At 62.7% G+C, this 26503-nt stretch carries 21 protein-coding genes; 17 read left to right on the top strand and 4 right to left on the bottom strand.

Annotated features, from left to right (window positions below; genetic code table 11):
• The first annotated feature begins 65 nt into the window (after positions 1-65).
• The 5 genes from DFO46_RS15420 to DFO46_RS15400 all read left to right on the top strand — a co-directional run bounded on the left by DFO46_RS15420 (position 66) and on the right by DFO46_RS15400 (position 7601).
• Entirely contained in the window at positions 66-1235 is a 1170-nt protein-coding gene (locus tag DFO46_RS15420; protein ID WP_120277886.1) for a pyridoxal phosphate-dependent aminotransferase, read from the top strand.
• Positions 1236-1413: 178 nt separating this feature from the next.
• Positions 1414-2442 (top strand): UDP-glucose 4-epimerase GalE, encoded by a 1029-nt coding sequence (galE, locus tag DFO46_RS15415; RefSeq protein ID WP_120277885.1) that lies wholly within the window; start codon positions 1414-1416, stop codon positions 2440-2442.
• A gap of 193 nt (positions 2443-2635) precedes the next feature.
• The gene (locus DFO46_RS15410; protein ID WP_210210639.1) at positions 2636-3700 is read left to right on the top strand and encodes an HlyD family efflux transporter periplasmic adaptor subunit; all 1065 of its coding nucleotides are present in this window, start codon (positions 2636-2638) and stop codon (positions 3698-3700) included.
• Position 3701: 1 nt separating this feature from the next.
• Entirely contained in the window at positions 3702-6485 is a 2784-nt protein-coding gene (gene rbbA, locus DFO46_RS15405) for a ribosome-associated ATPase/putative transporter RbbA (protein ID WP_120277883.1), read from the top strand.
• A gap of 3 nt (positions 6486-6488) precedes the next feature.
• Positions 6489-7601: an ABC transporter permease gene (locus DFO46_RS15400; RefSeq protein WP_120277882.1), complete on the top strand. Its 1113-nt coding sequence runs from the start codon at positions 6489-6491 to the stop codon at positions 7599-7601.
• A 105-nt stretch (positions 7602-7706) separates the two neighbouring features.
• Here DFO46_RS15400 and katG read toward each other — a convergent pair whose 3' ends face one another.
• A complete protein-coding gene (gene katG / locus DFO46_RS15395) occupies positions 7707-9884 on the bottom strand; it encodes a catalase/peroxidase HPI (protein ID WP_120277881.1) in 2178 nt (725 codons plus the stop codon).
• 241 nt (positions 9885-10125) lie between these two features.
• Here katG and DFO46_RS15390 point away from each other — a divergent pair, with 241 nt between their 5' ends.
• Positions 10126-11034, top strand: a complete 909-nt coding sequence (locus tag DFO46_RS15390; RefSeq protein WP_110790036.1) for a hydrogen peroxide-inducible genes activator — start codon at positions 10126-10128, stop codon at positions 11032-11034.
• On the opposite strand, the gene DFO46_RS15385 is transcribed toward DFO46_RS15390, so the two are convergent.
• The gene (locus tag DFO46_RS15385) at positions 11031-11729 is read right to left on the bottom strand and encodes a FadR/GntR family transcriptional regulator (RefSeq protein WP_110790035.1); all 699 of its coding nucleotides are present in this window, start codon (positions 11727-11729) and stop codon (positions 11031-11033) included. The genes DFO46_RS15390 and DFO46_RS15385 overlap by 4 nt on opposite strands.
• 159 nt (positions 11730-11888) lie before the next feature.
• Between DFO46_RS15385 and DFO46_RS15380 the strand changes: the two genes are divergently transcribed.
• The 6 genes from DFO46_RS15380 (at position 11889) to DFO46_RS15355 (ending at position 18194) form a co-directional block, all read left to right on the top strand.
• Complete coding sequence (locus DFO46_RS15380; protein ID WP_120277880.1) at positions 11889-12686, top strand: ABC transporter substrate-binding protein; 798 nt, start codon at positions 11889-11891, stop codon at positions 12684-12686.
• Between the two features lie 63 nt (positions 12687-12749).
• Complete coding sequence (locus tag DFO46_RS15375) at positions 12750-13421, top strand: amino acid ABC transporter permease (protein WP_120277879.1); 672 nt, start codon at positions 12750-12752, stop codon at positions 13419-13421.
• Positions 13421-14164, top strand: coding sequence for an amino acid ABC transporter ATP-binding protein (locus DFO46_RS15370; RefSeq protein WP_120277878.1), 744 nt, complete (start codon positions 13421-13423; stop codon positions 14162-14164). Before DFO46_RS15375 ends, DFO46_RS15370 begins: the two co-directional genes overlap by 1 nt.
• A 30-nt stretch (positions 14165-14194) precedes the next feature.
• Positions 14195-15460, top strand: a complete 1266-nt coding sequence (locus tag DFO46_RS15365; protein WP_120277877.1) for a cysteine desulfurase-like protein — start codon at positions 14195-14197, stop codon at positions 15458-15460.
• 25 nt (positions 15461-15485) lie between these two features.
• Positions 15486-16904: a dihydropyrimidinase gene (gene hydA / locus DFO46_RS15360; protein ID WP_120277876.1), complete on the top strand. Its 1419-nt coding sequence runs from the start codon at positions 15486-15488 to the stop codon at positions 16902-16904.
• Between the two features lie 117 nt (positions 16905-17021).
• On the top strand, positions 17022-18194 hold the full coding sequence (locus DFO46_RS15355; protein ID WP_120277875.1) for an aminotransferase class I/II-fold pyridoxal phosphate-dependent enzyme: 1173 nt from the start codon (positions 17022-17024) through the stop codon (positions 18192-18194).
• Between the two features lie 6 nt (positions 18195-18200).
• Here the strand turns inward: DFO46_RS15355 and hutC are convergent, their stop codons facing one another.
• Both hutC and DFO46_RS15345 read right to left on the bottom strand, forming a co-directional pair.
• On the bottom strand, positions 18201-18914 hold the full coding sequence (gene hutC / locus DFO46_RS15350; protein ID WP_120277874.1) for a histidine utilization repressor: 714 nt from the start codon (positions 18912-18914) through the stop codon (positions 18201-18203).
• A gap of 78 nt (positions 18915-18992) precedes the next feature.
• Positions 18993-20354, bottom strand: a complete 1362-nt coding sequence (locus tag DFO46_RS15345) for a formimidoylglutamate deiminase (RefSeq protein ID WP_120277873.1) — start codon at positions 20352-20354, stop codon at positions 18993-18995.
• A gap of 120 nt (positions 20355-20474) precedes the next feature.
• Between DFO46_RS15345 and hutI the strand changes: the two genes are divergently transcribed.
• Genes hutI through DFO46_RS15320 form a run of 5 tightly spaced genes read left to right on the top strand, consistent with a single transcriptional unit; the run spans position 20475 to position 26341 of the window.
• Positions 20475-21734, top strand: coding sequence for an imidazolonepropionase (gene hutI / locus DFO46_RS15340; RefSeq protein ID WP_120278278.1), 1260 nt, complete (start codon positions 20475-20477; stop codon positions 21732-21734).
• Positions 21731-23266, top strand: coding sequence for a histidine ammonia-lyase (gene hutH / locus DFO46_RS15335; RefSeq protein WP_120277872.1), 1536 nt, complete (start codon positions 21731-21733; stop codon positions 23264-23266). Before hutI ends, hutH begins: the two co-directional genes overlap by 4 nt.
• Positions 23267-23268: 2 nt before the next feature.
• Positions 23269-24069 carry an N-formylglutamate deformylase gene (gene hutG / locus DFO46_RS15330; RefSeq protein WP_120277871.1) on the top strand — a complete coding sequence of 267 codons (801 nt, stop codon included), beginning with the start codon at positions 23269-23271 and terminating at the stop codon, positions 24067-24069.
• An 11-nt stretch (positions 24070-24080) separates the two neighbouring features.
• The gene (gene hutU, locus DFO46_RS15325) at positions 24081-25766 is read left to right on the top strand and encodes a urocanate hydratase (RefSeq protein ID WP_120277870.1); all 1686 of its coding nucleotides are present in this window, start codon (positions 24081-24083) and stop codon (positions 25764-25766) included.
• A gap of 5 nt (positions 25767-25771) precedes the next feature.
• Entirely contained in the window at positions 25772-26341 is a 570-nt protein-coding gene (locus DFO46_RS15320; protein WP_120277869.1) for a HutD family protein, read from the top strand.
• Positions 26342-26503 lie beyond the last annotated feature (162 nt).

Here is a 26503-nt window from a genome sequence, read left to right as displayed (position 1 = left end):
TATCATGGGATTTTTGCCCGGGGATCGGTTAGACAGGGCACTTCGATTCAAGGAGAGCCCACCGCATGTCTTTGCTGGAAAGCCTGAGCCCGCGCGCCCTCGCAGCCCCTGAAAGCGGCATCGTCGAGATCATCAATTATGCGCGCGGTCGCGATGGCCTTTTGCCGCTCTGGGCGGGCGAGGGCGACCTGCCGACGCCGGACTTCATCAATCGCGCGGCCAGTGAAGCGCTTCTCGGCGGCGAGACCTTTTACACCTGGCAGCGTGGCATTCCCGAACTGCGCCAGGCATTGTCTCGTTATTACCAGCGCCATTTCGCGGTCGACCTGCCGGCCGAGCATTTTTACGCGACAGGCTCCGGCATGCAGGCGATTGCGCTCGCCGTCCAGGCGCTGACCTCGCCGGGTGATGAGATGATCTATCTCTCGCCCTGCTGGCCGAACATCGTTGCCGCCATCGATCTGGCCGGCGGCAGGTCGGTCGGCCTGCCGCTGAACTTCGCCGATGGCCGATGGGTTCTGGATCTCGACCGGCTGGAAAAGGCCATCACGCCCAAGACCCGTGCGCTGTTCATCAACACGCCTTCGAACCCGACGGGCTGGACCGCCACCCGCGAGGATCTGAAGGCGATTCTCGATATCGCCCGGCGCCATGGGATCTGGATCCTCGCTGACGAAATCTACGCGCTTTATTATTACGGTGGCGCCGAACGCGCTCCGTCTTTCCTTGACGTCATGGAAGAGGGCGACCGGGTGGTCTTCGCCAATTCCTTCTCGAAAAACTGGTCGATGACCGGCTGGCGTGTCGGCTGGATCGTAGCCCCGCCGGAGCTAGGGCAGGTGCTCGAAAACCTCATTCAGTATTCGACGTCAGGTGTTGCGCAATTCATGCAGCGCGGCGCGGTCGTGGCGCTTGACGAAGGCGACGAGTTCGTCCGTCAGAACATTGTCCGCGCAACCACCTCGCGTGACATCCTGTGCGATGCCCTCATTGCCACAAACCGGGTCGAGACGTTGAAACCCGAGGGCGCTCTCTACGCCTTTCTGAAGATCGACGGCATTACCGACAGCCGACAGGCAGCGCTCGACATCGTCGACCGGACGGGTGTCGGTCTGGCGCCGGGAACGGCTTTTGGCGAGGGCGGTCTGCCGTTCCTGCGAGCCTGTTTCCTGCGCAATCCGGCACATATCGAGGATGCGGCAGACCGGCTCGCCGGCTTCATCAAGGCGTTGTGAGCCGCTGGCATTGGTCGAAGGGTGGAAACTGCATAAAATGCGAGTAAATGCATTTACCTGTCTTTCAGCAAAACTCATAAAATGCAATCAGTTTCAATCGCTTGAGGCCGCTTGATAAGCACTCGGAAAGATAAGGCGTGCTTCAGTCTTCCCCATAAGAAAATGCGGGAAGAAAATCATGGCGATCTTGGTAACCGGCGGCGCCGGCTATATCGGCAGCCACATGGTCTGGGCTTTGCTGGATGCGGGCGAAGAGGTCGTGGTCGTCGATCGGCTCTCGACGGGCTTTCGTTGGGCCGTGGCCCCGCAGGCGCGTTTCTATCTCGGTGACATCGGCAAGCCATCGGTCTTGAAGCATGTCTTCGCGGAAAACGACATTGAGGCCATCATCCATTTCGCCGGTTCGATCGTGGTGCCGGATTCCATTGCGGATCCTCTCGGTTATTACGAAAACAACACCGGCAACACCCATCGTCTCCTCGCCGCCGCCGTGAAGGCGGGCATCGACAAGGTTATCTTCTCCTCGACTGCGGCCGTCTACGGCACGCCCGACACCTCGCTTCCGATCCGCGAGGACGCACCCCTCAGGCCCGAGACGCCTTATGGCCAGTCGAAGATGATGAGCGAACAGATGCTCAAGGATACGGCCCGGTCGCATGGTCTCAACTATGTCGCCCTGCGCTATTTCAACGTGGCCGGTGCTGATGTGAAGGGGCGTAGTGGCAATTCGGCCATCGGAGCGACCCACTTGCTCAAGGTCGCCTGTGAGGCCGCGCTTGGCCGGCGCAAGTCGATGTCCGTCTTCGGAACGGACTACGATACGCCCGATGGCACTGGCGTGCGCGACTACATCCACGTCAACGATCTCGTCGATGCGCATCTGCGTGCCCTCTGCTACCTGCGCAAGGGCGGCGGTCCTCTGGTTGCCAATTGCGGCTATGGGCGTGGCTATTCGGTGCTCGATATCATCGATGCGGTTCAGCGCGCAACGAACCGGACCTTCGAAGTCGACTATACCGATCGCCGCCCGGGCGATGCCGGCCTCGTGGTCGCGGATTCCACCTTGGCACGCACGGTCCTGGACTGGCAGCCGAGATATGACGATCTCGACGTGATCGTCGAGACGGCGCTGGCATGGGAGCGGCATCTCGAAGCGATGGCGGCCCCGGATATCAAGGATCTTCGCAAGCTCGCCATCGGGTTCTGATACACAGTTCGTTGCGCCAGAAGAGCACCGCCCCGCTTCGTCGGGGCGGTGTTTTCTGTCTGTCGGTCGCCTGCGGTTGTCATTTCTTGATTTGAATCAAGATCAATGCTGCGCCGCAGTCCTATCACTGCACACGGAAGCGCCGGCCGCTGATTGGGCAAGGCGTATTGTGTTGCGGAGAGACGAGATGGCGATGCGACAGGGCGGATTGTTGGCTGCAGTGGTGATTGTCGCAGTGGCCGGTGGTGCCTACTACGGCTGGAAGACCTATGCCGGCGACGGACTGCCAGACAATATCGCCAGCGGCAATGGCCGTATCGAAGCGGTGGAAATCGACATTGCGGCCAAGGGCGGCGGTCGGGTGAAGGAGATCCTGGTCGGAGAAGGCGATTTCGTCACCGCCGGCCAGACCCTTGCGCAGATGGACACCGACCAGTTACAGGCCGGTCTTCGCCAGGCCGAGGCCGAACGGCGCCGGGCAGAGATCGGCGTCGAAACGGCCAGGAGCCTCGTTGCTCAGCGCGAAGCCGAACGGGCGGCCGCGGTGGCGACCGTCGACCAGCGCGAGGCCCAACTCGACGCGGCGTCCATCAAGCTTGCCCGGGCGGAGCGGCTGATCCAGAGCAACACGACCAGCCAGCAGGCGGTGGACGACGATCGGGCGAACGTGGCCAGTGCCAAGGCCGCGCTCGCCGCTGCCGAGGCCCAGGTGGCGGCCTCAGACGCTGCGATCAGCGCGGCCAAGGCGCAGATTGTCAATGCCGAGGCGGCAGTTGATGTGGCGGCGGCGGTCATCGAGAAGGTCGGTGCCGACATTGCCGACAGCGTCCTGCGTGCGCCGCGCGACGGTCGCATTCAGTACCGTGTTGCCCAGCCGGGCGAAGTTCTGGCCGCCGGTGGCCGCGTGTTGAACATGGTGGATCTCGCCGACGTCTATATGTCCTTCTTCCTTCCCACTGCAGAAGTCGGACGGATCGCGCTGGAGAGCGAGGCACGGATCGTTCTCGATGCGGTGCCGAACTACACGATCCCCGCCCGCGTCAGTTTCGTCGCCGATGTTGCGCAGTTCACCCCGAAGACGGTGGAGACGGATGAGGAGCGTCAGAAGCTGATGTTCCGCGTCAAGGCGACGATCCCGAAGGAACTGCTGCAGAAATACATCCACCAGGTGAAGACCGGGCTGCCTGGGGTGGCCTATGTCAATCTCGACCCGAAGGCGCCCTGGCCGGAAACCCTCACCAGCACGCTGGTGAAGTGACATGGAAGCCTTATCGCGCAGTGACGCGGGGCAAAGCCCCGTGGTGCGCCTCGGCGGCGTAAGCCTCGCTTATGGCAAGACGCCGGCTCTGAGATCAGTCACCCTCGACCTGCCCGCTGGCGTGATGGTCGGCCTGATTGGTCCGGACGGCGTCGGAAAATCAAGCCTGCTCTCGCTGGTGGCGGGGGCTCGCGTTATCCAGTCGGGCCGTGTCGAGGTCCTTGGCGGCGATATGGCCAACGCGAAACATCGCCGCGACAGCTGCCCGCGTATCGCCTACATGCCACAGGGTCTGGGAAAGAACCTCTATCCGACGCTTTCCGTTTTCGAGAATGTCGAATTCTTCGGACGCATTTTCGGCCAGGACCGGCATGAGCGGGAGCGACGAATTCGCAGTCTGCTAAAGGCGACGGGGCTGGCGCCCTTTTCCGACCGCCCGGCCGGCAAACTGTCAGGTGGCATGAAACAGAAGCTTGGCCTGTGCTGTGCCCTCATTCACGATCCCGATCTGCTGATTCTTGACGAGCCTACCACCGGTGTCGACCCCTTGTCGCGCCGGCAATTCTGGCAGTTGATCGACGATATCCGTGCCGGCCGTCCCGGAATGAGCGTGATCGTCGCCACCGCCTACATGGAGGAGGCGGCGCGTTTCGACTGGCTGGTCGCGATGGATGACGGCCGGGTTCTGGCGACAGGCGCGCCGGCCGACCTGCTCGCCCGAACCCAGACGGCCAATCTCGACGCGGCCTTCATCGCACTTCTCCCGGAAGAAAAAAGAGGCCGGCACGAGGTCCTGTCGATCCCGCCGAGGTCCAGCACCGGGGCGGTTGAAACCGCAATCCGGGCCGAGCACCTGACCATGCGCTTCGGCGATTTCACGGCGGTCGACAATGTCAGTTTCGAGATCCCGCGTGGCGAGATCTTCGGCTTTCTCGGCTCGAACGGCTGCGGCAAGACCACGACGATGAAGATGCTGACGGGCCTGCTCGCGGCGAGCGAGGGCAAAGCGGAGGTCTTCGGTCACCCTGTTGACCCGAAGGACATCAGCATCCGCCGCCGTGTCGGTTACATGAGCCAGGCGTTTTCGCTCTACGGCGAGCTCACCGTTCGCCAGAACCTCGATCTGCATGGTCGGCTGTTCGGCATGGCGGAAGCCGAGATCGCACCGCGGATCACGGAACTGACAGACCGTTTCGGGCTGACGCCCGTGATCGACGAATTGCCCGACAGCCTTCCGCTCGGTGTTCGCCAGCGCCTGTCGCTGGCGGTCGCGCTGATCCATCGGCCCGACATCCTGATCCTCGACGAGCCGACCTCGGGCGTTGATCCTGTCGCCCGTGACGATTTCTGGCAGATCCTGGCCGACCTGTCCCGGCGTGACAATGTCACCATCTTTGTCTCGACCCATTTCATGAACGAGGCGGAACTCTGCGACCGCATATCCCTGATGCATGCCGGCCGTGTGCTGGTGACGGACACGCCGAAGGCCATCATCGCGAGTCGGGCGGCAGGAAGTCTTGAAGAAGCCTTCATCGGCTACCTTGAACAGGCGATCGGCGAAACGGTGGCCCCGACCGCCGGCTTCGACGAGGAGATCGCCGAAACGGCACAAGTGCCAGCACCATCTCTGTCGCCGGCTTCCCCCAAGAGGAGGCCGCTCATCGACCGTCGTCGTCTCCTCGCCTTCAGCCGCCGCGAGGCGCTGGAGCTGCGCCGCGATCCCATCCGCGCGACACTTGCCATGGTCGGCAGCCTGATCCTGATGTTCGTCGTCGGCTATGGCATCAATCTGGATGTCGAAAACCTCACCTTCGCCACGCTTGACCGCGACGACACGGTGCTCAGTCGCGAATACATCGCCGAGATCTCAGGTTCGCGTTACTTCATCGAACGACCGCCGATCTCCGACTATGCCGAGCTCGACCGGCGCATGCGTTCCGGTGAAATCAGCCTCGCCATCGAAATCCCCCCCGGTTTCGGGCGCAATCTCGAAAGGGGCGGGCCTGCCGTCGAAATCGGCGCGTGGATCGACGGAGCCATGCCGATGCGGGCCGAGACGATATCGGGCTACGTCCAGGGCATGCATGCCGGCTGGCTTACCCGAAAGGCCCGGGAGCTTTACGGTGACGCAGCCGCCGGACGCTTTGGACTGGAACTGCGTTACCGCTACAATCCGGGGGTCGAAAGCCTTGTGGCCATGGTGCCCGCCGTTATTCCCCTGCTCCTCATGCTGATCCCGGCCATGTTGTCGGTCCTCAGCGTCGTCCGGGAAAAGGAACTCGGCTCGATCACCAATTTCTACGTGACACCGGTGACCCGGCTCGAATTCCTGCTCGGCAAGCAGATCCCCTATCTGGCGATCGCCTTCGCGAATTTTCTGATGCTGACGGCCTTTGCCGTCTTTGCCTTCCGGGTGCCGCTGACGGGCAATTTCTGGGCCCTTGCTCTCGGCGCGTTTCTCTATGTTTTCGCGTCCACGGCGCTGGGGCTGCTCTTGTCCAGCTTCATGAAAAGCCAGATCGCGGCCATCTTCGGCACCACCCTGATCACGATCATTCCGGCCGTGCAGTTTTCAGGCATGCTGTCGCCGGTCTCGGCACTGCAGGGCGCAGGCGCGTTGATCGGGCAGATCTATCCCGCAAGTCATTTCGTCACGATCTCCCGCGGCGTCTTTTCCAAGGCGCTGGGCTTCGCCGATCTGGGTGCGCCGCTGGCGGCGCTCGCAATCGTCGGGCCCGTGTTGCTGATCGCAGGGACCTTTCTCCTCAAGAAGCAGGCGGATTGAACGATGCGACTGACCACCATCCTTCAACTCGGCATCAAAGAGTTGCGCGGTCTCGCCCGAGATCCTGCGCTGATGCTCCTCATCGTCTATGCCTTCACGGTGAACATCTATACGGCGGCGACTGCCGAGCCGGAAACGCTCAACAAGGCGGCAATCGCCATTGTCGACGAGGATCGGTCCCCGGTCTCGGAGCGCATCATCGCGGCTTTCTATCCGCCCTATTTCCTCCCGCCCAAGCTGATTACACCGGCCGAAATTGACGACCGGATGAATTCGGGTCTCGATACTTTCGTGTTGGATATCCCGCCGAACTTCCAGCGTGACCTGTTGGCAGGCAAGGCGTCGCAGATCCAGCTGAACATCGACGCGACACGCATGACCCAGGCCTTTACCGGCGGCGGCTACATCCAGCAGATCGTCACCAAGGAACTGAACAGCTTCCTGGATCGTGGCCGTGGCACCACCACGGTGCCGGCCAATCTCGTGCTTCGGTCGCGCTTCAACCCAGAACTCGACAAAAGCTGGTTCGGGTCGGTCAACGAGGTCATCTCGGCGGTCACCATGCTGTCGATCATCCTGACCGGCGCCGCCCTCATCCGCGAGCGTGAACACGGCACCATCGAGCATCTGCTGGTCATGCCGGTCAGCCCGTCGGAGATCATGCTGAGCAAGATCTGGTCGATGGGTCTCGTCGTTTTGCTGGCCACGATATTCTCGCTGCTCGTGGTGGTCGAGGGAGCCTTGCAGGTGCCGCTGCATGGATCGATCCTCTTGTTCATCCTGGGGGCGGCCTTGCAGCTCGTCGCCGCGACCTGCATGGGCATCTTCCTTGCAACGGTTGCAGGCTCCATGCCGCAGTTTGGCCTCCTGCTGATGCTCGTGCTCCTGCCTCTGCAGATCCTCTCGGGCGGCATGACGCCAAGGGAAAGCATGCCGGAAGTGATCCAGTGGATCATGACGCTCGCGCCCAACACCCATTTCGTGATCCTGGCCCAGGCGGTGCTGTTCCGGGACGCCGGGATCACGGTGGTCTGGCCGCAGCTTCTGGCGCTGGTCGCCATTTCCAGCGTGTTTTTTGCCCTTTCGCTGAAGCGGTTTCGGGCCTTCTTGCGTTGAGGCTCGATCGGTCTGCTCTCAACGCAAAAAGCCGGAGACGCGGCGGCATCTCCGGCTTTCGAGGAAACCGGCACCCGCAACGGGGTGCCGGTCCATGAGGTCGCGTTAGGCCTGAAGGTCGAAGCGGTCTGCGTTCATCACCTTCGTCCAGGCGGCAACGAAGTCCTTCACGAACTTTTCGCTGTTGTCGTCCTGGGCATAGACTTCGGCATAGGCGCGCAGGATCGAGTTCGAGCCGAACACCAGGTCGACGCGGGTCGCAGTGTACTTCACGGCGCCGGTCTTGCGGTCGCAGATGTCGTAGGAGTTCTTGCCCGTCGGCTTCCAGGTAAAGCCCATGTCGGTCAGGTTGACGAAGAAGTCGGTCGTCAGCTGGCCTTCGCGGTCGGTGAACACGCCATGCTTGGAGCCGCCGAAATTGGCGCCGAGCACACGCAGGCCACCGAGCAGCACGGTCATTTCCGCACCCGTCAGACCCATCAGCTGGGCGCGGTCGAGAAGCATCTCTTCCGGGCTGACGACATAGTCCTTCTTGGCGAAGTTGCGGAAACCGTCGGCGAGCGGCTCGAGCGCTGCAAAGCTTGCAGCATCGGTCTGCTCGGCAGTGGCATCCCCACGACCGGCAGCGAAGGGAACGTCGACAGTGTAGCCGGCAGCCTTGGCAGCCTGTTCGATGCCGACATTGCCGGCAAGCACGATGACGTCTGCGACGCTGGCGCCGAATTCCGCGGCGATCAGTTCAAGAACCGACAGCACCTTGCCGAGACGGGCCGGCTCATTGCCTTCCCAATCGCGCTGCGGGGCGAGACGGATGCGGGCGCCATTGGCACCGCCGCGCATGTCGGACTGGCGATAGGTGCGGGCGCTGTCCCAAGCGGTTGCAACCAATTCGGAGACCGACAGGCCCGAAGCGGCGATCTTCGCCTTGACCGCACCGACGTCGAAATTCTCAGGGCCGGCGGGGATCGGATCCTGCCAGATCAGGTCTTCTGTCGGGGCTTCCGGGCCGATGTAGCGAACCTTCGGGCCGAGGTCGCGATGGGTCAGCTTGAACCAGGCGCGGGCAAACGTGTCCTTGAAGTATTCAGGGTCGGCCATGAACTTTTCGCAGATGGCGCGATAGGCCGGATCGACCTTCATCGCCATGTCGGCATCGGTCATCATGGGCATGCGACGGACAGACGGATCGGTCGCGTCAACAGGCATATGCTCTTCCTTGATGCCAACCGGCTGGTACTGCTGCGCACCGGCAGGGCTGTGCGTCAGTTCCCAGTCATAGCCGAACAGCAGCTCGAAATAGCCCATGTCGAATACGGTCGGGTTCGTCGTCCAGGCGCCTTCGATGCCGGAGGTGACAGCGAGGCTTGCCTTGCCGTTTTGGTTCGGGTTGAGCCAGCCGAGGCCCTGGTTTTCGACTTCACCGGCTTCCGGCTCGACGCCGAGGGCCTGGGCATTGCCGTTGCCATGCGCCTTGCCGACGGTGTGGCCGCCAGCGGCGAGTGCGGCGGTTTCTTCGTCGTTCATCGCCATGCGGGCGAAGGTTTCGCGAACCTGCGCGGCGGTGGCGAGCGGATCCGGCTTGCCGTTCACGCCTTCCGGATTGACGTAGATGAGGCCCATCTGCACGGCGGCAAGCGGGTTTTCCATCGTGTCAGGCTTGGTGACGTCGTCGTAACGGTTGTCGGAGGGCGCGAGCCACTGCTTTTCAGCACCCCAATAGACGTCCTTTTCCGGACCCCAGATGTCGGGGCGGCCAAAGGCGAAGCCGAAGGTTTTCAGACCCATGTCTTCATAGGCGACGGTGCCGGCGAAGAGGATGAGGTCGGCCCAGGAGATCTTGTTGCCGTACTTCTTCTTCAGCGGCCACAACAGGCGGCGGGCCTTGTCGAGGCTGGCATTATCGGGCCAGGAATTGAGCGGAGCAAAGCGGATATTGCCGGTGCCACCGCCGCCACGGCCATCGGCCAGGCGGTAGGAGCCGGCGGAGTGCCAGGCGAGACGGATCATCAACCCGCCGTAATGACCCCAGTCGGCCGGCCACCATTCCTGGCTGTCACGGAAGAGAGCCTTCATGTCCGCCTTCAGGGCGGAAACGTCGAGCGACTTCACGGCTTCGCGATAGTCGAAGTCCGTGCCCAGCGGGTTCGTCTTCGTATCGTGCTGGTGCAGGATGTCGAGGTTCAGTGCGTTCGGCCACCAGGCCATGACGGTGGAGCCGGTCTCGGTGTTCGAACCGTGCATGACCGGACATTTGCCGGCGCCATTGTTGCTCATTGTATCCATAATTGCCTCCTAGAAGAACCCGCGTGTGGCTGGCTGCAGCCGCCTTCATCCGTTGAAACACGGCAGCGTCACAGCCTGATGAAGTGCCGGCAAGAGGCGGGGGGCCAGTGCCGGCAGCCGGTCATTTGGCCCGCGCATTGCGATAGGATCGCGGTCCGGCCGGCAGCTTCTGGAATTGTTCTAGCAAAGCGATTCGATTAATGTAAGTTAGAAAAACTGATAAGTTCCATAGGTTTTGGTTATGATCAATTTCACGCTCCGCCAGTTGCGCTATTTCGATGCGCTGGCTCGTCACGGCCATTTTGGCCGTGCGGCTGAGGCGTGTTCGATTTCCCAGCCAGCACTTTCGGTACAGATCAAGGACCTTGAGGAAGCGCTCGGCGCTGAACTCTTCGAGCGTTCCGCGAGGCAACTCCGCCTATCGGCCTTCGGTGAAGAATTCCTGCTGCGGGTGCGCGACATCCTGCGCTCGGTCGATGAACTGGGCGATCTCGCCCGCGCCCATCGCCGCCAGCTGGTCGGGCGGCTGCGCATCGGTGTGATTCCGACGGTTGCGCCCTATCTTTTGCCGGCCATGATCTCCAGCCTGACCCGCGCCAATGCCGATCTCGACATCCATGTGCGGGAAACCGTGACGCCCAAGCTCATCCAGGAACTGGCCGATGGACGGCTCGATACGGCAATTGTCGCGCTGCCGATATCCGAGCCATCAATGCAGGAGATCCCGCTGTTCGATGAGAGCTTCGTGCTGGTCAGGCCGCTGGAGGATGAGGCCAAGCCGGTGCCGAACAAGGATATGCTGCGCGAAATGCGCCTTCTGCTTCTTGAGGAAGGACATTGCTTCCGCGAGCAGGCGCTGTCCTTCTGCGACATGGGCTCGGTGCGGCCGCGTGAAATCCTTGATGGCAGCTCTCTGACAACGCTGGTGCAAATGGTGGGTGCCGGCATCGGCGTGACGCTCATCCCCGAAATCGCCATGTCGGTCGAGACGCGCTCGGCCGCCGTCTCGGTTGCCCGCTTCCAGGAGCCGCAGCCGTCGCGCACCATCGGCATGATCTGGCGCAGGACGAGCCCGATCGCCCGGCAGCTGACAGAGGTGGCGGACGTCGTGCGCCAGGCAGCGGGCGAGCTGCGGGCAGCGGTGGCTTAAGGCTCCAGTCCGGCACAGCGGGCCGTGTTGCGGATATGGGTTTCCATCTCCAGCTTCGCCCTTTGGCCGTCATTGGCGCGGAGCGCCGCAATGATCTTGCGGTGCTCGCCGATCGATTCGCGCATGCGTTCCGGATCGGTGATCGGGATCGGCTGGCGCTGCGTTTCCGTCACCTGATCACGCACGGTCTGGTAGAGCGCCTTCAGCATGGCGTTCGAGCAGGCCGAGACAATGGTGCCGTGAAAGTCGAGGTCGGCTTCGACATTGGCAAGCAGGTCCTGGTTTGCCCAGCACTCTTCCATGGTGCGGGTTGCCTGCTCCATCCGCTCAAGCTGCAATTGCGTCAGACGACCGGCTGCAAGCCTTGCGATCTCGCCTTCCAGCAGAATTCGGGTCTGGAATACATCGAACACGGAATAGCTGTCGGAATAACGCCACGGGGCCATATGGCCCGGTGCCCCACTCGCGCTCTGGGCAGGCTTGACGACGAAGGTGCCGCGCCCGGCTTCGGTCTTCAACAGGCCCAAGGTTTCCAGCGTCAGCAGGGCTTCGCGCAAGGAGGCACGGCTGATGCCGAACTTCTGCGAGAATTCCCGCTGCGACGGGATTTTCTCTCCAGCCTTCAACTGGCCGGAGTGAATCATGGTCTGGATCTCGCGTGCCACCGATTGTGGAACAAGCGTCTTGTTGAACATGCGATTCCTTTTCCCGACCGGTGCCATCTGGCATCGGCATTGTATTTTTTCACAAGCCACCTTGCCAAGCGGAAACGAGCATGCTTGTTTGGCCTGACTGGTCTGACCAGTTAGACCAAATGTAGATTGAGTCATGTTCAAAAAACAAGGGGAACTCTCATGACACGCGCATCGAGCATCAAGACAACACTTCTCGCGGGCCTGTTTGGCGTCTTTGCCACGGCGGCCGCGAACGCTGCCGATTTGACCGTCGGCGCCAATATCGGCAACGTGCCCTGGGAATTCGAAGATGCCAGCGGCAAGGTCACCGGCTTCGAGGTCGATCTCGTCAACGAGATTGCCAAGCGCCTCGGCAAGACAGTCGAATTCGTCAATACGCCGTTCAACGGCCTCTTCCCGGCCGTCCAGTCCGGCCGCATCAACATGGCGATCTCCTCGATCACCATTACCGAGAAGCGTCTGGAATCGGTCACCTTCGCCCAGCCCTATTATGACAGCGACCAGTCGCTGACCGTCACGGCTGCCTCCGGCATCACCGGCCTCAAGGACATGGGTGGCAAGGTCGTCGGCGTCGATACCGGCTCCACCGGCGACATGTGGGCCGAGGCGCACAAGGACGACTACAAGCTCGGCGAGATCCGCCGCTTCGAGGGCCTGCAGCCTGCCATGCTCGACCTCGTCGCCGGCCGCGTCGACGGTTACATCTCCGACATCCCGGCGCTTCTCTACTACGTCAAGGACAAGCCGGAACTGAAGGTGGTCGAGCGCATCCCGACCGGCGAGAAATATTCGATCATGTTCAACAAGAACGACCCGCTCGCAACCGAAGTGAATGCCGTCATCACCACGCTGAAGGGTGAGGGCTTCATCGCCAAGCTGCATGAGACCTGGTTCGGCGCCAAGGCCGAAGACACGACCTCGACGGTTGCCGTCCTCGATATGCCCAAGGGCAAGTAACGCTCGAAACGCGTCCGGCGGAACAGTCGTGTTCCGCCGGTCTGCCACGGGGGCCAAAGCGGCATGACACTTCTCAATACCTTCTTCAATCTGCAGGTCATGATCGACAGCCTGCCGCAACTCTTGTGGGGGCTGGTCGTCACGCTGGAGATCGGCGTCACCAGCATCCTGGTCGGCCTCGTCGGTGGCCTGTTCCTCGCTGTCACCAGGCTCTATGCGCCGGGCTTCATCAAGCTCGTGATCCGCATTTACATCGACATCTTCCGCTCGATCCCGCTGCTCGTGCTGCTGATCGTCGTCTACTACGCATTGCCTTTTGTCGGCATCCGCCTCTCGCCATTCCTCTCGGCCGTGACAGCACTTTCGCTGGTCTCGGCCGCCTATACCGCCGAAATCTTCCGCGCCGGCATCGAGGCAATCCCGCATGGCCAGTTCGAGGCGTCTGCAGCGCTCGGCTTGTCCAACAAGGACTCGATGGTCGACGTGATCCTGCCCCAGGCGATCCGGATCGTCATACCGCCACTCACCAACAACTGCATCAATGTCATGAAGGATACGGCGCTCGCCTCGGTCGTTGCGATGCCGGATCTGCTCAAGCAGGCGACCCAGGCCCAGGCGCTCGCCGCCAACCCGACGCCGCTGATCGGTGCAGCGTTGATCTACATCGCGCTGCTCTGGCCCATGGTCGCCGTCGTCGCCCGCCTTGAGAAACATTTCAGCCGGGGGAAACGCTGATGGACAAGGCCCCGCTCATTTCGATCAGAGGCCTGAAAAAGGCCTATGGCACTTTTACCGTGCTGCACGGCATCGACCTCGACATCGCCGAAGGCGAGGTGGTCTGCGTCATCGGCCCCTCGGGCTCCGGCAAATCGACGCTGATCCGCTGCATCAATCACCTCGAAGCCTTTGATCCGGAGAGCCGCATCACCGTCGACGGCATCCGCGTCGAGCCCGGTCCGGCACTCGCCAAGGTCAGGGCCGAAGTCGGCATGGTCTTCCAGTCCTTCAATCTCTTCCCGCATATGACGGTCTTGAAGAACGTCATGCTCGCCCCGATGCGGGTTCGTGGAACGTCCCCGGTCGAAGCCGAACGCAAGGCCCGCGAATTGCTTGCCCGCGTCGGTATCGGTGAACAGGCAGAAAAATTCCCGGGCCAGCTCTCCGGCGGCCAGCAGCAGCGCGTCGCCATTGCCCGCGCGCTTGCCATGGAACCACGTGTGCTGCTCTTCGACGAGCCCACCTCTTCGCTCGATCCGGAAATGGTCGGCGAGGTGCTGGACGTCATGCGCAAGCTTGCCGGCACCGGCGTCACCATGATCGTCGTCACCCATGAGATGGGCTTTGCCCGCCAGGTCGCCGACCGGGTGATCTTCATGGATGGCGGCCGGCTGATGGAGGCCGGGACGCCTGCTGAAATTTTCGATGCCCCCAGGCAAGAACGGACGCGCGGCTTCCTGCGCGCGGTCCTCGAACACTGAACAAGAAGAATACATCGGAGGACGCCAAGAATGGCCACCGCTTCAAAGCTCGACCTCGACTATGTCCGCAGCCAGTTTCCCGGTCTCGACCGCGGCTGGACCTTCTTCGACAATGCCGGCGGATCGCAGATCCTGAAAGGCGCCGTGGAGCGCATCAACACCTTCCTCTACGAGAAGAACGTCCAGATTGGCGGATCCTACGAGGTGTCGCAGGCTGCGGCCGCAGCACTTTACGAAGCGCGCACAGCGGCAATGCATCTCGTCAACGCCAGCCGTCCGGAAGAGGTCGTCTTTGGCAATTCGACCACGGCGCTGATACAGAACCTCGCCCGCGCCATGCATAGCCAGCTCTCGGCCGGAGACGAGATCGTCATCACGGTAGCGGATCATGAATCCAATATCGGCCCCTGGGACCGGCTTCAGGAACGCGGCGTGGTTCTGAAGATCTGGCCGCTCAACAAGGAAACCCTCACCCTCGACCTCGCCGATCTCGCGCCGCTGATGAGCGAGCGAACGAAGCTCGTCTGCGTCACCCATTGCTCGAACATCCTGGGCTCGATCAATCCGATCCGCGAGATCGCCGATTTCGTCCATGCCCGTGGCGCCAAGATCTGCGTCGATGCGGTCGCCTATGCGCCGCATCGCGCCGTCGATGTGCAGGCCTTCGACGTCGATTACTACGTCTTCAGCCTCTACAAGACCTACGGCCCGCATTACGCGCTGATGTACGGCAAATATGACCTGCTGCTCGAGCTCGACACGCTCTACCACTACTTCTACGGCAAGGACAAAGTCCCAGGCAAACTCGAGCCGGGCAATCCGAACTACGAACTGGCCTATTCGACCTGCGGCATCGTCGACTATCTGACGGCGCTCGGAGAACAGGCCGGCGAAACCGGCAGCACGCGCGCCAAGATCGAGGCCGCTTATGGGGCGATCACCGCGCAGGAAAACGCCCTGACCGAGCGGCTTCTCACCTATCTCCGCTCGCGCAACGACTGCCGCATCATCGGACAGGCCGTCAACCGGGACAGCCAGCGTGTGCCGACGATCGCCTTCCGTTTCGACGGCCGCGAGGCCGCCGATCTCTGCAAGGCGATGGATGCGGAGAAGATCGCCATGCGTTTCGGCGATTTTCACTCGCGCCGACTTGCCGAATATCTTGGCCTGACTGACCATGGCGGCATGCTGCGCGTCTCGATGGTGCATTACAACACGATCGAGGAAGTGGACCGCTTCACATCAGCCCTCGACCGAATTCTCTCCGGCGAAGCCGGCCTCGCCAAGGCGAGCTGAACCGTCAGCAAGAAGGATGGGACGCATGCGCTTCGATACGGTGATCCGCAACGGGACGGTGGTGACGGCCAGTGATACCTTTGTCAGCGACATCGGCATCAAGGACGGCCGGATCGCAGCACTGGCGCTCGGCCTGGCCGAGGCCGACGAGATCATCGATGCGACGGGCCTGTTCGTGCTGCCGGGCGGTATAGACAGCCATGTCCATCTCGACCAACCCTCCGGCGACGGCATCGTCATGGCCGATGATTTTGATAGCGGCACGCGCTCCGCCGCGATCGGCGGCAACAGCACGGTGCTGGCCTTCTGCATGCAGGAGAAGGGCCAGTCGCTGCGCGAGGCGCTGAAGGTCTATCACGAGAAGGCCGAAGGCAAATGCCATGTCGATGTCTCTTTCCACCTCGTCATCACCGACCCGACGGCCGAGGTGCTTGGCCAGGAACTGCCGGCCCTGGTCGAGGACGGGTACACATCGCTGAAGGTCTTCATGACCTATGAAGGCCTGCGCCTGCGCGACGACGAGATTCTCGCCACGCTCGACACGGCACGGCGCACCGGCGCGCTGGTCATGGTCCATTGCGAAAACGAGGATGCGATCCGCTATCTGATCGGCCGGCACGAGGAAGAGGGCAAGTTCGCGCCGAAGTACCACGCCACGACAAGGCCCATTGCCGCCGAGCGAGAGGCGACCCATCGCGCGCTGTCGCTCGCCGAAATCGTCGATGTGCCCATCGTCATCGTGCATGTCTCGAACCGCGAGGCGATGGAAGAAATCCGCCGCGCCCGCCAGCGTGGCCAGAAAATCGCCGGCGAAACCTGCCCGCAATATCTGATGCTGACGGCCGACGACCTTGATCTCGAGGGATTGGACGGTGCCAAATTCGTCTGCTCGCCACCGCCGCGCGACAAGGCGAGCCAGGACGCCTGCTGGGAAGGCATCGAGCAGGGCGTTTTCGACCTTTTCTCCTCCGACCACTGCCCCTTCCGCTTCGACGACCCGGAGGGCAAGCTGAACGAGAAGGGCAAACGTCATTTCCGCTGGATCCCGAACGGCATTCCGGGCGTAGCGACGCGCCTGCCGATCCTGTTTTCAGAAGGGGTGATGAAGGGCCGGATCGACATCAACCGCTTCGTCGCCGTGACATCGACCAACCATGCCAAGCTCTATGGCATGTATCCACAAAAGGGCACGATCGCGATCGGGTCCGACGCCGACATCGCGCTCTGGGACCCCGAGAGACGCGTCACGCTGACCAATGAACTCCTGCAGCATGGCGCCGATTATACACCCTATGAGGGGTTGGAGCTTCGCGGCTGGCCGGTGCGCCTGCTGGTGCGGGGCCAGACGATTACCGAAGGCCATGAACTCCGCTCATCAGAGCCTTCAGGCCGTTACCAGACCCGGCAGCGAAGCAATCTCGTCGCTGCCCATCCGCGCAGCTGAGATTGGGGGCAACCTGTGGGTTGCCGCGAGATCGCGTCAAGGGTGAGATCTGACCTATGGATTACGCCGCGCAAATAGGCTCTGTTTGCCGCGCCCACTTCCCGAAAGGCCCGTCCCATGAGCGATATCACCCAATGTGTCCTGACACCTTCCGTTTCCGAAGACGGGTTCGATCCGCTGGGTGTCGCTGTCTATCGCGCCTCGACCATCGTCTTCAAGGATGCGGCATCCTATGCTGCGCGCGGTACGCGCGGCCATGAGGGCTATTCCTATGGTCTCTACGGAACGCCGACGACCCGCACGCTTGAAGCGAAACTGACCGCCCTTGAACAGGGCGCCTGGACCTTCCTCGCACCGTCGGGTCAGGCGGCCAACATCCTTGCGATCCTGCCCTTCCTCTCTGCTGGAGACCATATCCTGATGGTCGACAGCGTCTATCCGCCGATGCGGGACTTTGCCGAGACGGATCTGCGCCGGCTCGGCGTGGCCGTGGACTACTTCGATCCGTTTGATATGCAGGACGTGGCCGCCAAGATGAGGTCGACCACCCGCATGGTCTGGTGCGAGAGCCCGGGGTCGACGACGATGGAGGTGATCGATCTGCCGCAGATCGCAGCGATTGCCCATGCCCACGGTGCCCTGGTCGGGCTCGACAACACCTGGGCGACCCCGCTCAATTACAAGCCGCTTTGCCACGGCGCCGATCTCGTCACGGAAGCGCTGACCAAATTCGTCTCCGGCCATTCCGACGTGCTGATGGGCTCGCTCACGGTGGCCGACGAGCGGTTGATTGCGCCGATCCGCGCGCAGATGGGCCGTTTCGGCATCGGCGTATCGCCGGATGATGCATCCTTGGTTCTGCGCGGCTTCGAAACGCTCGGTCTGCGCCTTCGCCATTCGGAGCGGGTGGCTCTGGAGTTTGCCCATCGACTGGCCGATCATCCGCTGGTCGATCGCGTGTTGCATCCGGCGCTCAAGACCTCTCCGGGGCATGCGCTCTGGCAGCGGGATTTCCTCGGATCGAGTGGCGTCTTCAGCATCGTCTTCAACCAGGCGGCATCAACTGGTGTTGCCACAGCGCTCGATGCCTTCAGGCTCTTTGTCATCGGGGCATCCTGGGGCGGCACCCGAAGCCTCGCAGCCCCCATGCCGGTCGCAAGGCATCGCAGCGTCACACCCTGGACGGGGCCGGATGTCGTCCTGCGGCTCAGTATTGGTCTGGAAGACGAGGCCGAACTCTGGGCCGATCTTGAGCGCTTCCTGCTGGCGTTGGACCAGCAGCAGGGATAAGGGCGGTCAGCCTCCCGGCTTGAACTGCGCCGTCACCACATGCCGGTTGCCGGGATAGGTCAGCCGCACATTGGTGACCGGCCCTCCCTGACCCCAGGTCTGTCGCTCAATGACAAGGCAGGCCTCGTGCGCGGAGAGCTTGAGCAACTTCGTCGCGTCCTTGTCGGCGGAGACGGCCTGAATGCTGTGCTGGGCGCTGGTCCAGGGCACTTCCGCCAGCAGCCAGGGTCCGGGCGCGATCTCGACGAAATCGAAATCTGCTGCCTGAGGCACCATGGCAAGGTTGATCAGCCGCTTTTCCAGACAGAACGGCTCGTGACCGGCCGTATGCAGGCAGGTGATGTCAAGCACGTCGGTCGCCTTGGAAAGCCCCAGCCGCCGCATGTCCTCGGCATCCGAGCGCCTGACGGTTCGGGTGATGAGGGCATAGCCATAGGCGAGTTTCAGCGACTGCACCTCGTCCTTGATGTCATGGATCTCGAGCACGGCGGACTGCGCCTTTGGCTGGGCGACGAAACTGCCGGATTTCTTCCGTCGCTCGATCAGCCCGCTGCGCACCAGCTGCGCCATGACCTTGTTCACCGTCATGCGCGAGCAGCCATATTGCGCCGCGAGGTCGACCTCGAACGGCAGCCGGTGCCCAGGCGGCCATTCGCCGGATACGATCTGTCCCTCGATGTCGGCAAGGATCCTGCTGTGCAGGGTGGTATCACCAGAAATCGCCGTGTCCTTCCGCAGTCATGACGTCACATCCTCAAGCTACCGGATAGCGCATGACAGAGGGAATGCAAGGCCGGGTCAGGCGCTCATCAATGCCTGCATGGTCTTCACGAACCGGCTCTCGATCTGGGCCCGCCGGATATGTCGTCCCCCTGCCACCTGCTTGCGGCCACGCGCCCAGACGCTATCGACGGCAAGGCCACCGGCAAAAATCCAGTGGTCCAGCAACTGGTCTCCGGAGAGATAGGGCAGGGCCGTCGCGTCGAGCGAGACCAGATCAGCCGGATTGCCAAGGCTGAGACCGGCTTGGGTGCCGAGCGCCGCAGCCCCTCCGGCAAGGGCCTGATCGAACAGCCGGCGCCCCGTCGACCCGTTTGGCTCCGCGACCACGTTTCGCGCGCGCCGGGCAAGACGCTGCGAGTATTCCAGCTGCCGCAGCTCACCGGGCAGCGATATCAGCACATTCGAATCCGACCCGATGCCATAGCGACCGCCTTGGCTCAGAAACAGCGGCGCCTCGAAAGTTCCGTCGCCCAGATTGGCCTCGGTGATCGGGCAAAGCCCGGCAATCGCGCCACGCTTTGCCATCTGCCGCGTCTCGTCCTCGGTCATATGGGTCGCGTGGATCAGGCACCAGCGGTCATCGACGGGCGCGTTCGAGAGAAGCCATTCCACCGGCCGCGCGCTGGACCAGGCCACGCAATCCTCGACCTCCTTGACCTGTTCCGCCACATGGATATGAACCGGGCCGCCGTCTGCCAAGGGCACCACCGCTTCGAGTTCCCCCGGTGTCACGGCGCGCAGGCTATGCGGCGCCACACCGAGCACGGCACCTTCCAGATCGGCAACGACCCTGCGGCAGCCATCCATCAGACGCGCAAAACTCTCGACCGAGTTGATGAAGCGACGCTGGCCTTCCACCGGAGCGGCACCGCCGAAGCCGGAATGGGCATAGAAGACCGGCAGAAGCGTTAGGCCGATACCGGCCTCGGCGCTTGCCGCCCCGATCCGCTCGGCCAGTTCCGCGATATTGGCATAAGGTCGGCCGTCTTGGTCATGGTGGAGATAATGGAATTCGCCGACCCGCGAGAAACCCGCCTCCAGCATCTCCATGTAGAGCTGCGCCGCGACAGCCTGCATCTGGTCGGGCGTCATCGACAGGGCGAACTTGTACATGATCGTGCGCCAGCTCCAGAAGCTGTCGCTATCAGGTCCACGTACCTCCGCCAGCCCCGCCATGGCGCGCTGAAAGGCATGGCTGTGCAGGTTCGGCATGGCGGGAACGATGATACCATGCGTCTCGTCGCCGCTCGTTGGCGCCACCCCGGTTTCGATCCGCGTGATCGTCCCGCCGGTCACCGTCACCCGCACATTGCTGGCCCAGCCATCGGGAAGCAGCGCGGTGGTCGCATGAAGGCTGGTTGTTGCGGTCTGTGCCATGAGCTCCGTCTCTCCACGATCGTGCGCAAATCGATGGTCGCGATCATGCGCCGGATTTTTCGCTTGTCATCGGATTATTATGTATATACATATTTCGATCAAAGGAAAGGCGGAATTGCCATGACCGGGAACGAAAAGCGCAATCACGAGACTGAAGCACAAGGCGCGATCAGCATCTGGCGCAATGCGCGTCTGCTGACGCTGGCGCCGGGAACGAACCTCACCCTTCTCGAAGACGGCGTCATCGCTGTGCGCGATGGCCGGATCCTGTTTGTGGGAGCCGAGGCGGACCTCCCGGTGTCCCTGGAAGAAGCCGTCGAGGTGACGGACTGCGGCGGTCGGATCGTCACCCCTGGTCTGGTCGACTGCCACACCCATCTGGTCTTCGGCGGCGACCGCGCCATGGAATTCGAAATGCGGCTGAACGGTGCGACCTATGAGGAGATCGCGCGCGCCGGCGGCGGCATCGTGTCTTCGGTCAAGGCGACCAACGCCCTGACCGTCGAGCAACTGGCGGATGCAGCACTTCCGCGTCTCGATACCCTGCTGGCGGAAGGCGTTTCGACAGTCGAGATCAAGTCGGGCTATGGCCTGTCGATCGAGGGCGAACTCAACATGCTGCGCGCCGCCCGCAGGCTCGAAACCCTGCGTCCGGTGCGCGTCGTCACCTCTTACCTTGCGGCCCATGCGACCCCGGTCGAATATCGCGGCCGGAACGACGCCTATATCTCTGAGGTCGTCCTGCCTGGCATGGAACAGGCCCACGCCGAAGGCCTCGTCGATGCGGTCGACGGCTTCTGCGAAGGCATCGCCTTCTCCGTCGAGGAAATCGCACGGGCCTTTGAAAAGGCTGCGGAACTCGGCCTGCCGGTCAAGTTGCATGCCGAACAGCTCTCCAATCTCGGTGGCGCCAAATTCGCCGCCTCTTGCGGCGCCCTCTCGGCCGATCACCTCGAATATCTGGATGCCGACGGTGCTGCGGCCATGGCCAAGGCCGGAACCGTCGCCGTCCTCCTGCCCGGCGCCTTCTACGCGATCAACGAAACGCGCAAGCCGCCGGTCCAGCTTCTTCGGGATGCAGGTGTCCCGATCGCCATCGCCACCGACTGCAATCCCGGCACGTCGCCGCTTACTTCCCTGCTGCTGACGATGAACATGTCGGCGACCCTGTTCCGGCTGACGGTCGAAGAATGCCTGGCTGGCGCGACGCGCGAGGCCGCCCGTGCGCTGGGCTTGCAGGATGAGGTCGGCACGCTCGAAGCCGGCAAGTCGGCCGATTTCGCGATCTGGGACATCCAGCGCCCCGCCGAACTGGTCTACCGGATCGGCTTCAACCCGCTTCTTAGCAGAATATTCAAAGGCAAAAAGGTGTCCGCATGACCATCATCCTTCACCCGGGCAACGTCACGCTCACCGATCTCGGTACGATCTATTGGGAAAACGGCTCGGCCCGGCTCGACCCGTCCTTTGACGCCGGGATCATCCGTGCCGCCGACCGCATCGCCGAGATCGCGTCCGGCAATGCCCCGGTCTACGGCATCAATACCGGATTCGGAAAGCTCGCCTCGATCAAGATCGACTCTGCCGACCTCGCCACCCTGCAGCGCAATCTGATCCTCTCCCATTGCTGCGGCGTCGGCAGCCCGCTGCCGGAAAATGTCGTGCGGCTGATCATGGCGCTGAAGCTGATCTCGCTCGGCCGCGGCGCGTCGGGCGTGCGGCTGGAACTTGTGCGGCTGATCGAAGCCATGCTGGACAAGGGCGTCATCCCGGTCATTCCGGAAAAAGGGTCCGTTGGCGCCTCGGGTGATCTGGCACCGCTCGCCCATATGGCCGCTGTCATGATGGGCGAGGGCGAGGCCATCTTTGCCGGTGAAGCCCTGTCCGGCCGCGACGCTCTGGCAAAAGCCGGTCTGCAACCGGTCGTGCTGGCGGCCAAGGAAGGGCTCGCCTTGATCAACGGCACCCAGGCCTCGACGGCCCTGGCACTCGCCGGCCTCTTCCGCGCCCACCGCGCCCTGCAGACGGCGCTCGTCACCGGCGCGCTCTCCACCGATGCCGCCATGGGCTCGTCCGCCCCCTTCCATCCCGACATTCACACATTGCGCGGCCATCGCGGCCAGATCGATGCGGGCAAGGCGCTCCGCGAGCTTCTGGAAGGCTCGGCCATCCGCGAAAGCCATGTCGAAGGTGATGAACGCGTTCAGGATCCCTATTGCATCCGCTGCCAGCCGCAGGTCGACGGCGCCTGCCTCGATCTCCTGCGCCAGGTGGCCAATACCCTGCGCATCGAAGCCAATGCCGTCACTGACAATCCGCTTGTCCTTTCCGATAACTCGGTGGTTTCAGGCGGCAACTTCCACGCCGAACCCGTGGCCTTTGCCGCCGACCAGACGGCGCTGGCCATCTGTGAGATCGGAGCGATCGCCCAGCGCCGCATTGCGCTCCTGGTCGATCCCGCACTGTCCTACGGCCTGCCGGCCTTCCTCTCGAAAAAGCCGGGCCTCAATTCCGGCCTGATGATCGCCGAGGTGACCTCTGCGGCCCTGATGAGCGAAAACAAGCAGATGTCGCACCCGGCCTCTGTCGATTCCACCCCGACCTCGGCCAACCAGGAGGACCATGTCTCCATGGCCTGCCACGGCGCACGTCGCCTGCTGCCGATGACCGAAAACCTCTTCGCCATCCTCGGCATCGAGGCGCTGACGGCAGCCCAGGGCATCGAGCTGCGCGGCCCGACCAAGACCAGCGCCGAATTGCAGAAGGCCATAGCCACTCTCCGCGCCCATGTGCCGACGCTGGAAGAAGATCGCTACATGGCGCCGGATCTGCAGAAAGCCGCCGCCCTCGTCGCCACTGGCGCGATCGCCACGTCCGTCTCCGCAGGCCTCCTGCCGACCCTGGAGGACTGAGCATGACCGTCGCCGACGTCGTCAAGGGATCGTCCCCCGTCATCCTCGGCCTGCCGCACACCGGCACGCATGTGCCACCGGAGATCTGGGCGCGCCTCAACGAAAACGGTCGCCTGATCGCCGATACCGACTGGTTTATCGAGAGGCTGTATGACGGCCTGCTGGCCGATGCCACAACGGTACGTGCCACCTTCCATCGCTACGTCATTGATGCCAATCGCGATCCTGGCGGCGTCAGCCTCTATCCCGGCCAGAACACGACCGGGCTGGTTCCAACCACGGACTTCGATGGCCTGGCTATCTGGCTGGAAGGCGCCGAGCCCACCGACGCCGATATCGCTCAACGACGTGCGGCTTTTCACGCCCCCTATCATGCAGCCCTGCAGGCCGAGATCGACCGTGTGAAGGCAATCCACGGCGTGGCAATCCTCTATGATTGCCATTCCATTCGTTCGAAAATTCCTTTCCTGTTCGAGGGCATTCTGCCGGATTTCAACATCGGCACCGATGGCGGTCGCACCTGTGATATCAGCATCGAGCAGGCGGCAGTCGAAGCCGCGACCGCCGCTGAAGGCTATACCAGCGTGCTGAACGGCCGGTTCAAGGGCGGGTGGACAACCCGACATTACGGTCGGCCAGACACCGGCGTGCATGCCATCCAGATGGAACTTGCCCAGTCCACTCATCTCGCCACGGAAGCACCGCCCTTCGCCTATGACGCGGATAAGGCACTGCGCCTGCGCAGCCACCTCAAGACCATGCTCACCCGGATCGAAGCGATCGCGCTCGACCTCAAATCATAAGGGGATCAGATATGACCAATTCTCGCCACAACATCCGTGACATCAGGTCCCCCCGGGGCAACGAGCTGACGGCCAAAAGCTGGATGACCGAAGCGCCGCTGCGCATGCTGATGAACAATCTCGATCCCGATGTTGCTGAGAACCCGCACGAGCTCGTCGTCTATGGCGGCATCGGCCGCGCGGCCCGCACCTGGGAGGATTTCGACCGCATCGTCGCCACCCTGAAGACGCTGACCGAGGAAGAAACCCTGCTCGTCCAGTCCGGCAAGCCCGTCGGCGTGTTCCGTACCCACAAGGATGCCCCGCGCGTCCTCATCGCCAATTCCAACCTCGTGCCGCATTGGGCGACCTGGGACCATTTCAACGAGCTCGATAAGAAGGGTCTGGCCATGTACGGCCAGATGACCGCCGGCTCCTGGATCTATATCGGCACGCAAGGCATCGTGCAGGGCACCTATGAAACCTTCGTCGAAGCCGGCCGTCAGCATTATCAGGGCAATCTCAAGGGTAAGTGGATCCTGACCGGCGGCCTCGGTGGCATGGGTGGCGCCCAGCCGCTCGCCGCCGTCATGGCCGGCGCCTGCTGCCTCGCCGTCGAATGCGATGAGACCCGCATCGACTTCCGCCTGCGCACTCGCTACGTCGATGAAAAAGCGCAGACGCTGGACGAGGCGCTCGCCATGATCGACCGCTGGACCAAGGCTGGTGAAGCAAAATCCGTCGGCCTCGTCGGCAATGCCGCCGAGATTTTCCCGGAACTGGTCAAGCGAATGCAGGCCGGTGGCCCGCGCCCCGATATCGTCACCGACCAGACTTCGGCCCATGATCCGCGCAACGGTTATCTGCCGATCGGCTGGACTGTCGAGGAAGCCAAGGCGAAGCGCGAGAGTGATCCGGTCTCCGTCGAAGTGGCCGCCCGCGCCTCGATGAAGGCCCATGTCGAGGCCATGGTCGCCTTCTGGAACGCCGGCGTGCCGACGCTCGACTATGGCAACAACATCCGCCAGGTCGCAAAGGACGAGGGCCTGGAAGACGCCTTTGCCTTCCCGGGCTTCGTCCCGGCCTATATCCGTCCGCTCTTCTGCCGCGGCATCGGCCCGTTCCGCTGGGCAGCCCTGTCTGGCAATCCCGAGGATATCTACAAGACCGATGCCAAGGTGAAGGAGTTGCTGCCCGACAACAAGCATCTGCACAACTGGCTCGACATGGCCCGCGAGCGCATTGCCTTCCAGGGCCTGCCCGCCCGCATCTGCTGGGTCGGTCTCGGCGATCGCCACAAGCTCGCCTTGGCTTTCAATGAAATGGTGCGGAGCGGCGAACTCTCCGCCCCCATCGTCATCGGCCGCGATCATCTCGACAGCGGCTCCGTCGCCTCGCCCAACCGCGAGACGGAAGCCATGAAGGACGGCTCCGACGCCGTCTCCGACTGGCCGCTGCTGAATGCACTGCTCAACACCGCCTCGGGCGCCACCTGGGTGTCGCTGCACCATGGCGGCGGTGTCGGCATGGGCTTCTCCCAGCATTCCGGCATGGTCATCTGCGCCGATGGCACTGACGATGCGGAGCGCCGGCTGGAGCGCGTGCTGTGGAACGATCCGGCGACGGGTGTCATGCGCCATGCCGATGCCGGCTACGACATCGCGCTTGATTGCGCCAAAGAGCAGGGGCTCCGCCTTCCCGGCATCCTCGGCAATTGACCTCGATGCACGTCCTGCGGTCGGCCAATCACAAGCGCATGCCCTGGAAGAACGGCAAGGGAGAGACGGTGGAAATCGCCGTCTCTCCCCCCGGCGCCACGGTCGACAATTTCGACTGGCGCATCAGCATGGCAACCGTCGCCGAGGACGGCCCTTTCTCCGTCTTCGATGGCATCGACCGGACGCTGAGTGTGCTGACAGGCGAGGGGATAACGCTTTCGGTTGAGGGGCACGCGCCACATTCGCTTCGGCCGGAATGTGCCCCTCATGCATTCCCCGCCGATCGCCAGACCAGCGCTACATTGCTGGCGGGGCCGGTCACCGACCTCAACGTCATGAGCCGCAGGGGCGCATTCACCCACGCAGTCGAACGCGTGGTCACACGGCAGCTGACGCTTCAGCCGTCTGCCCACTTGCGAATCGTGCTGACCCTGAATGACGTGTCGGTCGTCCAAGAAAACATCCGCTTGCACCCGCTGGACGCTCTATTCTTGGGGCCGGGCGCCGGAGCCCGACTCTCCAGTGCGTCTCCTGCCACGATCTACATCATACAGATCGACGGCGTAACAACGTAGTCGCACCACCACGTCGCCATAGGCACGTAGAACCGCTCGCATACGTGTGCGGTTAAATCCCACACGTGAATTCCGCAAATCATTCTGAAGCCTGGGGAAATGAAGGTCGCCTCAGAAGATGAGACTCAGCTTTATTGAATTTCCTCACTGAATCGCAATTTC

Source organism: Rhizobium sp. AG855, from assembly GCF_003610655.1.
GTDB classification, from domain to species: domain Bacteria; phylum Pseudomonadota; class Alphaproteobacteria; order Rhizobiales; family Rhizobiaceae; genus Allorhizobium; species Allorhizobium wuzhouense.
This window is presented reverse-complemented; position numbering and strand designations above follow the sequence as displayed.